Below are 7,486 nucleotides of genomic sequence, written 5' to 3'. Positions count from 1 at the left end.
CGGTCGCCGCAGTATCCCCGGCGTCGGCCAGGTGACGGATCACGCCCGCCTGCCGCCGGGCCCGCTGCGGCACGGCGGCGGCGAACCCACCCCGGTCACCCTCGTAGCCGTACGCGTCGAGCCGCAGGCGCAGCCGGCGGGCCCGCTCGCGCAGGTCGTCGTCGGTCAACGGGCTGCCGTCGCGCGGTGAGGCCAGCGGCACCCAGGTCAACGCGGAGAACGCCAGGTCCCACTCCCGCGACGACGGGCCGGCGGTGTCCCAGTCGCAGAACCCGACCAGCCGGTCACCGTCCACCACCGCGTTGTAGGGGGAGGCGTCCTGGTGCCCGACGACCAGCCCGGGGCCCATCGTGCGGCCGACGAACCAGCACTCGTCCGGCGGCGGGGTGAAGTCGGCGGTCAGGTCGTGGACCCGGCGCAGCCACCGGCCGACCTGCACCAGCATCGCGTCGGCCCTCGCCCAGTCGGGCCAGGGATCCCGGCCGCCGATCGTCTCCCCCGGCAGATAGCTGAGCATCTCGCGGCCCCGGTCGTCGAAGCCGAGGACGCGGGGGGCGGCGTCGAACCCGGCATCCTCCAGATGCCGCAGCACCGCGTGCACGGTGGTCGTCCACCGCGACGCCCGCTTGTGTACGACACCATCGATCAACACGGCACCCGTGGTGTTACCGCCGGGAAGCACCTCTTCACGCATCTGCCCGGTATACCGGGCGTCACGACGCCGACGACACCGAATTTCGTCCGACCGGGCCCGACCACGACCCGGCATTCACGACGATAAAGTCACAAGGTGCGCCAGTCAGCTTGTCGGCGATGGGCTGGGCTGGCACCGGGAACGGTCATCGGGTTCCACGCCGAGCGGTGGGGACAGGGCGGGGATATGGACCAGGGCACCCGCGACGAGTTGCTCGGCCGTCTGGCTGATGCGGTCGGGACCATCGCCGTCAAGCACCCGACGCGGGTTGCCGTGGACGGGCCGCCCGCCGCCGGCAAAACCATGCTCGCCGACGAACTGGCAGTCGTCCTGCGCGAACGTGGCCGCGATGTCATCCGCGCCACGATCGACGACTTCCTCTTCCCTCGGGCACAGCGCTACCCACGCGGCGAGTAGTCGGCCGAAGGCTGCTACTTCGACGCCCACGACCGCGAGGCGCTGAACCGGGTTCTGCTCGATCCGCTCGGTCCGGGTGGAGACCGGCGCTTCCGACCCGCCGTCTACGACGGCACCACCGACACCGCACTGTCCCCGTGGGTGACGACTGCCGCCACCGACGCCGTGCTGGTTTTCGACGGCGTCTTCCTCATGCGCCCGGAACTGATTGATCGGTGGGAGCTACGCGTCTTCGTGTCGGCCACGCCGGAAAAGACCGTGGAGCGTGCCGTCGTCCGCGAGCGCCGGGCATCCTCCCGGGCCGAGGTCGAACGGCGCTGGCGCGAGCGTTACCTACCTTCCCAGGAGTTCTACTTCACCACGGTCCGTCCGACCGATCACGCTGACATCGTCGTGCACAACGACGAGCCGCAGCAGCCCGCCTGGACGGTTCGGACCCGCTGACCGCCCTCGATCCGACTACGCCACCCCGACCGGCTGCGAGGGCCAGGAGTTGTCCCACCCGTGTGGTCGGATCCCGGCATGCACATAGTCGTCTGCGGAGCGCTCGTGGTGAATGACGCGGTCCTGCTGGTGCACCGCAGTCCGGCCCGCCTGGCGTACCCGGATCTGTGGGATCTGCCCGGGGGTCACGTCGACGCGGGCGAGCCCGAACGCCAGGCCCTCGCCCGTGAGCTGTGCGAAGAGGTCGGCGTCGAGATCGTTGCGGAGTCCTGCTCCCGGCTGGGCGAGCTGCGGTCCGGCAGCGGCGAGGACGCCGTACGCGTGGGTGTGTGGCACGTCGGAGCCTGGCTCGGCTCCCCCACCAACCGCGCGCCCGACGAGCATGACGACCTCGCCTGGGTCGGGCTCAGCGAGCTGGGCGGCCTCCCCCTCGTGCACGGCGGCCTACCGGCGCTGCTCCGCGCCCTCGACCGGCCGCCCGCCTCACGCCTGATCGAGGAGGTGGCGTGACGGCAGGTAGTCGATCTTCGTGTCGGCGTAGACGCCGAGCGTGCCGTCGTCGAGGCACCGCAGGCCGACGCTGATCCAGCGCACCTCGCCGTCGGCACCGAGCGCGTAGCCGACCGCGACGGCGAACTGCTCACCCCCGCAGGGGCAGGAGCAGGACTCGTGACCGGTCTCGTCCCAGTAGTCGGCGCTGTCGCCGATGAAGGCGACCGCGCCGCAGGCGAGGCAGGTCCGCCGGGTCGCCTCCTCCTCGTCGATGTCGACGCGGAAGGCACGGCCGTCGCACCCGGCACACCGGGACTCCACCACCGTGGCGACCGGGTAGCCGCCGGCCGCGAAGTAACGGAGGTAGTCGGCGAGGTCGTCGACGTTCTCCCCGCGCCACAGTTTTCCGGACCTGTCGATTGCCATCCCGGCATTCTGCCCGGTGTGGGCGGTGCGTCGGCGGGCCGGACGACCCTCGTGCGGCTCAGACCCAGGTGGTGGCCAGCCAGATCGCGACGGCGGCGGTCACCAGCAGACCGATGTTGAGCCCGATCTGGCGGGTCTCACCCCGGGACAGGTGCACCGCGATGCCGCCGACCTGGATCAGGACGAACCCGACGGCCGCCGCGACCGCGAGCCAGGGTGCGATCCCGGTCAGCGGCGGCAGGACCAGGCCGGCCGCGCCGAGAACCTCCAGCACCCCGATGGTCCGGACCAACGGCATGGGTACGCGGTCGACCCAGCCCATCATCGGCCGGAGCTGCTCCCGGCTCTGGGCGACCTTCTTGCCCCCGGCGTAGAGGTAGAAGACGGCCAGCAGGGCGGCGACGATCCAGTAGGCGAGTGTCATGACGGGCCCTCCAGCTCTGAACACGATGGTTACGAGAAGGAACTAGCCACATCATGTGTCAGTATCGGAGGGCTTACAAAAGGCACACGGGTGTGCGTAAGGCACAGGGGGTGGTCATGTCGCAGTACGAACACACCTGCATGATCCGAGGCGACGGCGGCCGGACGATCCGGGCGATCCTGGACCGGATCTGCAACAAATGGACGTTGCTGATCGTGGCAACGCTCGACGCGGGCGCACTGCGCTTCACCGAGCTGCACCAGCAGATCCCCGGCATCTCCCAGCGCATGTTGACGCTCACCCTGCGCCATCTGGAGCACGACGGTCTGGTGTCCCGCACGGCGTACGCGGAGGTCCCGCCCCGGGTGGAGTACGCGCTGACCCCCACCGGCAAGAGCCTCATCCCGCCCGCGCTGGCCCTCGCCGGCTGGGCCATCGAACACGTCCCCCACATCGAGGCGAGTCGGGCCCTCCACCAGACCGGGACAGGATGACGTCGGAAGGCTGTTTCCATGGAGGCTGCGGGGCCCACCACCGTTGCGGCGGTGGGCCCCACGTCACCGGGGATCAGAGGTTGCCGTCGCCCACACCTGCGAGATCTGTCCTCGTACCGGCGTCAGGTGCCGTTGGAGACGTAGATGTTGTAGCGGGTGACGTCGGTGTCCGTGCCGTCCGCCTTGTGGCCGGTCACCGACAGGGTGTGCGTCTCGAAGTTCTGCGCGGGCGTGTAGGTGATCGACGCCCTCCCTTGGCTGTCAGCCGGCACGTCCGTCGAAGGGCCGTCGTCGATCTGCCAGGAGAAGGACACGATTCCCGCAGTGCCGCCGCTGAACTCGAAGGTGCCGGGGACACCGGCACCGCCCGACCAGGTGCCGCTCGGATACTGGACGCTCACGACGTAGGGCGCATCGCCGACCGTGAAGTCGTAGTCCGTCACGGGCGAGAGTTCACCGCCCGCCGTCGAGCTCTGCACGTGCAGCGTGTTCGTACCGTTGCGTTCGAACGGCACCGCGACCCGTGTCGCCGTACCGTCGGCGCTCGCCGGCAGGATCTGCTCCGGACCGTCGTTGACCCGATAGTGGTACTCGGTCACCTCGCCGAACAGTTGGGTGCTGAAATAGAAGTATCCGGTCCAGCCGATCCCCACACGTGACCAGTCGTAGGTGCTGTAAACGGCGACCTTGTTGTCCCGAACGCTGAACGGCGCGATCCGCAGGTCCGATTCGGTGCCGTCCGCGCCGACGCTCGTGACCCGCACGTCGTTGTAGCCCCACGAGCCCGGCGTGTACGTGACCGTCGCGGTGCCGTCGGGACCGGCCTGGATGGTCTCCTCGTCGGCGCTGTTGAACGAGTAGCGGTAGGAGGCGACGTCCGGCAGCCCCGGATGGAAAGTGAACGTCACGGTCCGACCGACGGTGCCGTCGCCCTCCGGCGTCTGCGTGACCACGGGGCCGGACCAGATGCCGAACGTGTAGGTGGTGGCGGGCGAGCGCGAACCGTCCGACAGCAACGCCTGAACGACCACGGTGTTGTCGCCGGCGTGCGTCGGCGTGACCGTGATGAGAGCGTACGGATCGCCCCCGGTGGGCACGGTCTGCTCGGCGCCGCCGTCGAACCGGTAGACGAATCCGGTCAGGTTCGGCAGTCGGCTCTGTAACTCGACGCTCAGCGGCACGCCGACGCCGTCCCGGCGCGGCCAGTAGCTCAACTCGTTGGCGTAGGCGGTCGGGCGGTTGTCGATGATGTTGAACTGATAGTCCGCTTCCATCGACGTGGACCCGTCCGCCCGCACCGACCGGACGACCATCGAGTGCCAGCCCGGCGTCGCCGTCCACGGCAGTACGGCGGTGTCGTCGTCGGCTGCCGGAATGGTCTTCCACTCGTCGTCGAGGTTGTACTCGTAGGCGACGACATCGTTGCTGTGCGGGGTGAACCGGAACGAGCCGACCTTGCCCGCGACCTGGTCGGTGTCCAGGTTGAACTCCGCCGACTCGACGCCGGGAGCATCGGTGACCCAGACCTGCAGGGTCTCCTGCCCGATCAGCTTGTTGTTGGCGTAGCTCCGGACAGCCACCTCGATCAGGCCGGTGGTGGTGAACGTGACAGGGCCGGTGGCCTTGCCGTCGACCGCCGGGAGACGGACCTCCGCGCCGTCCTTGAGCTGGTACCCGAACGCGGTGGTCTCGGGCTTCGACGCGATGAACGTGATCGTGCTCGGCAGGCCGACGCCCTGCACGACGACATCGACGCGCGGTGCCGTCTCGGCGACCCGGAACCGGTAGTTCTTCTCGGGCCCCCGGTTACCCGCCGCGTCGACGGACGCGACATAGAGGTCGGTGATCAACCGCAGCTTCGGGGTGTACTTCAGGGTCGCCCTGCCGCCCGGGTGCCGGGCCGGAACCTGGCCGGAATACCCCATGGAGTCACGCCAGGTGAACGCGACCACGTCACGGTCGCCAGCCCCGTCGAAACGGAACGTTCCCTCGATGCCGGTGCCACCGCCCGGGGAGTCACCCTCGGGATAGGTCCGCGACGACACCTCCGGCGGATCGGCCGGTGCGGTCAGATCCATGACCAGGTAACAGATCCTGCTCCATGGGCCCTGGTCGTAGTAGTCGCTGGCCTGCGCCTGCCAGGCGAGGACCGTACCGTCCGCGTACTGGCTCAGGTCGGTGCCGTAGTAGTCGTGGAATTCGCGACGCTGGTCGGGATGGTCGACCGGCCAGATCGCGTACAGCACGGTCGGGTGGTCGCCCTCGTCCGCATCACTGGGGGTGGCTGAGAAGACCGTGTTCCGTGCTGCCGGCGACGGCTTGGCCAGCGTGCCGCACGGCCGGTCCGGGTACTTCAGTTTGAGGTCCGTGACCGTGGGCGGGTGGTTCACCGTCACACTGAGCACCGGCTTGTCGAAGGTACGACCGGTCCACCCGACGCCTTCCTGATCGGCGGCGACCCGGAACTCCAGGGTGATGCTCTTTTCACCCCGGCTGAGCGCCGCGTTGAGCGTGGCAACCATGTCGAAACCCAGGTAGCCGGGGCAATAGGCAGCGCCGGCACCCCGCTTGGCGGTCAACAGCTTGTCGATCTCGGCCGGCGGACGCAGCCAGGTGGTGTTGCTCTTGACCGGGCGGGTCCGCCACACCTCGATGGTTGCCGGGACGGAGCAGTCGACGACCGTCTTCTCGTTCGTCCACAGGTATGAGCTGTGGACGACCGTGCCCTTCAGCGTGGTCAGGTCGTAGGTGAAGTAGGAGCGGTAGATGTGCGTCCGGTCGGCCTCGTCGCGGGAGGTTCCGACCGGCGGCGCCACCGCCGCATCGACGACCTTCGCGTCCGGGTCCTGCGAGTCGAGATAGGCCCAACTCTTCAGCGTCACATCGAACGAGTCGGCGGCCGAGGCCGGAGAACCGGTGGTCACCATGGCTGCCACAACCGCAAGAACCGTCAGCGGTATGGCCGCTCTGAGGCGTCTCATATGGACTTGTACCCTCCCCCGTGGCGGCGTCTCTATCGACGCCGAGGGCGTCATCGTAGCGAGGGGAGCGCAATCCGTAGGGGCGATTTTCGACGCCCTCGAAGGTGCGGGATCAGGCCGCTCGGAGGGTGACCACGGGGCAACCGACACTGTTCCTGACCGACCGTTGCCGGCGCGCGGTGCGCGCCCGCAGCTCGGCGACATTACCCTTCAGCCATGTCGATCAGCGACCACGCCCTGGCCATCGAGGCGGCGCAGGCCGGTGCCGCGACCGTACGCTCCCACTACGGTTCGGCCCTGGCACGTTTCGACAAGGTCGGTGGCGATTTCGCCACCATCGCCGACCTCGATGCCGAGAAGGTCATCATCGATGTCCTACGCGCGGCGCGCCCGGACGACGTCGTGCTGGGCGAGGAGGGCGGACGCACCGGCCCGGCAGGCAACGGCCGCACATGGCTGGTCGATCCCCTGTGCGGAACACTGAACTTCGCCGTACGGAACATGCTGGTCTCGGTCAACGTGGCCCTGCGGATCGGGACCGCCACCATCGTGGCCGCCTCGGCGGACCCGTTCACCGGCGAGGTGTTCTGGACCGACGGCGATGCCGCGTACCTGCGCACCGGCGGGACGGACGCACAACTCGTCCCGTCGGCGGAGTCCCACCTGGTCGACGTCAATCTCGACCCGCCGTTCCCGAACAGGAACAGCTTCCTGGCAGCCCGGCTGCTGGCCGACGACGACTTCATCCACCGGTTCCGGCCCCGGGTGGTATCCACCACCCTGGCGGTGGCCTGGGTCGCCGCCGGACGCCGTGCCGCGTACGTCACGGACGGCCACCTACGCGACAGCGTGCACTTCACCGCCGGAATCGCCCTGTGCCAGGCAGCCGGTTGCGTCGTCACCGGAATCAACGGCGAACCGCTACACACGGGTGCCGGAGGACTCGTCGCGGCTGCCGACAGCCAGACCCACATCGCCCTGCTGGCCCTCATCCGCAAACAACGTCTCACATCCGAACCGGTATCCGCATGAACGGCGGCCCCGACAGGGCCCTGCGGTGGCAGGACGAGGCAAAGCAGTCACCCAGGGAGGCAGCGGCATGACGTCGCAGAAA

At 69.0% G+C, this 7,486-nt stretch carries 7 protein-coding genes and 1 pseudogene; 4 read left to right on the top strand and 4 right to left on the bottom strand.

Translation table 11 applies throughout. The annotated features are described in order from the left end of the window. On the bottom strand, nt 1–694 hold a 694-nt coding region (locus ACOJTC_RS30985; protein ID WP_420119537.1), incomplete at its 3' end, for a phosphotransferase. 186 nt (nt 695–880) lie between these two features. Here ACOJTC_RS30985 and ACOJTC_RS30980 point away from each other — a divergent pair. Together ACOJTC_RS30980 and ACOJTC_RS30975 are read left to right on the top strand one after the other, a co-directional pair. Beyond that, nucleotides 881–1,555, top strand: a pseudogene (locus ACOJTC_RS30980) (uridylate kinase). Between the two features lie 78 nt (nt 1,556–1,633). Next, nucleotides 1,634–2,065, top strand: a complete 432-nt coding sequence (locus tag ACOJTC_RS30975) for an NUDIX domain-containing protein (protein ID WP_420119536.1) — start codon at nt 1,634–1,636, stop codon at nt 2,063–2,065. On the opposite strand, the gene ACOJTC_RS30970 is transcribed toward ACOJTC_RS30975, so the two are convergent. Further along, nucleotides 2,039–2,473, bottom strand: a complete 435-nt coding sequence (locus tag ACOJTC_RS30970; RefSeq protein WP_420119535.1) for a hypothetical protein — start codon at nt 2,471–2,473, stop codon at nt 2,039–2,041. The genes ACOJTC_RS30975 and ACOJTC_RS30970 overlap by 27 nt on opposite strands. A 58-nt stretch (nt 2,474–2,531) precedes the next feature. Continuing rightward, on the bottom strand, nt 2,532–2,897 hold the full coding sequence (locus ACOJTC_RS30965) for a DoxX family protein (protein ID WP_420119534.1): 366 nt from the start codon (nt 2,895–2,897) through the stop codon (nt 2,532–2,534). 116 nt (nt 2,898–3,013) lie between these two features. Here ACOJTC_RS30965 and ACOJTC_RS30960 point away from each other — a divergent pair, with 116 nt between their 5' ends. Then, the gene (locus ACOJTC_RS30960; RefSeq protein WP_363657052.1) at nt 3,014–3,391 is read left to right on the top strand and encodes a winged helix-turn-helix transcriptional regulator; all 378 of its coding nucleotides are present in this window, start codon (nt 3,014–3,016) and stop codon (nt 3,389–3,391) included. 122 nt (nt 3,392–3,513) lie between these two features. On the opposite strand, the gene ACOJTC_RS30955 is transcribed toward ACOJTC_RS30960, so the two are convergent. After that, nucleotides 3,514–6,522, bottom strand: coding sequence for a hypothetical protein (locus tag ACOJTC_RS30955; RefSeq protein WP_420119533.1), 3,009 nt, complete (start codon nt 6,520–6,522; stop codon nt 3,514–3,516). Nucleotides 6,523–6,588: 66 nt separating this feature from the next. Here ACOJTC_RS30955 and ACOJTC_RS30950 point away from each other — a divergent pair, with 66 nt between their 5' ends. Continuing rightward, complete coding sequence (locus tag ACOJTC_RS30950; RefSeq protein ID WP_420119532.1) at nt 6,589–7,404, top strand: inositol monophosphatase family protein; 816 nt, start codon at nt 6,589–6,591, stop codon at nt 7,402–7,404. Nucleotides 7,405–7,486 lie beyond the last annotated feature (82 nt).

The organism is Micromonospora sp. (assembly GCF_048594385.1).
In the GTDB taxonomy this organism is placed as follows: domain Bacteria; phylum Actinomycetota; class Actinomycetes; order Mycobacteriales; family Micromonosporaceae; genus Micromonospora; species Micromonospora wenchangensis.
The sequence above is the reverse complement of the archived record's forward strand: the minus strand, read 5'-3'. Positions and strand labels throughout refer to the sequence as shown.

Bases quoted from the DNA above. Each gene is read 5' to 3' on its own strand.
- ACOJTC_RS30950 (WP_420119532.1), top strand. From the start codon at position 6,589: ATGTCGATCAGCGACCACGCCCTGGCCATCGAGGCGGCGCAGGCCGGT.
- ACOJTC_RS30970 (WP_420119535.1), bottom strand. From the start codon at position 2,473: ATGGCAATCGACAGGTCCGGAAAACTGTGGCGCGGGGAGAACGTCGAC.
- ACOJTC_RS30960 (WP_363657052.1), top strand. From the start codon at position 3,014: ATGTCGCAGTACGAACACACCTGCATGATCCGAGGCGACGGCGGCCGG.
- ACOJTC_RS30965 (WP_420119534.1), bottom strand. From the start codon at position 2,897: ATGACACTCGCCTACTGGATCGTCGCCGCCCTGCTGGCCGTCTTCTAC.
- ACOJTC_RS30975 (WP_420119536.1), top strand. From the start codon at position 1,634: ATGCACATAGTCGTCTGCGGAGCGCTCGTGGTGAATGACGCGGTCCTG.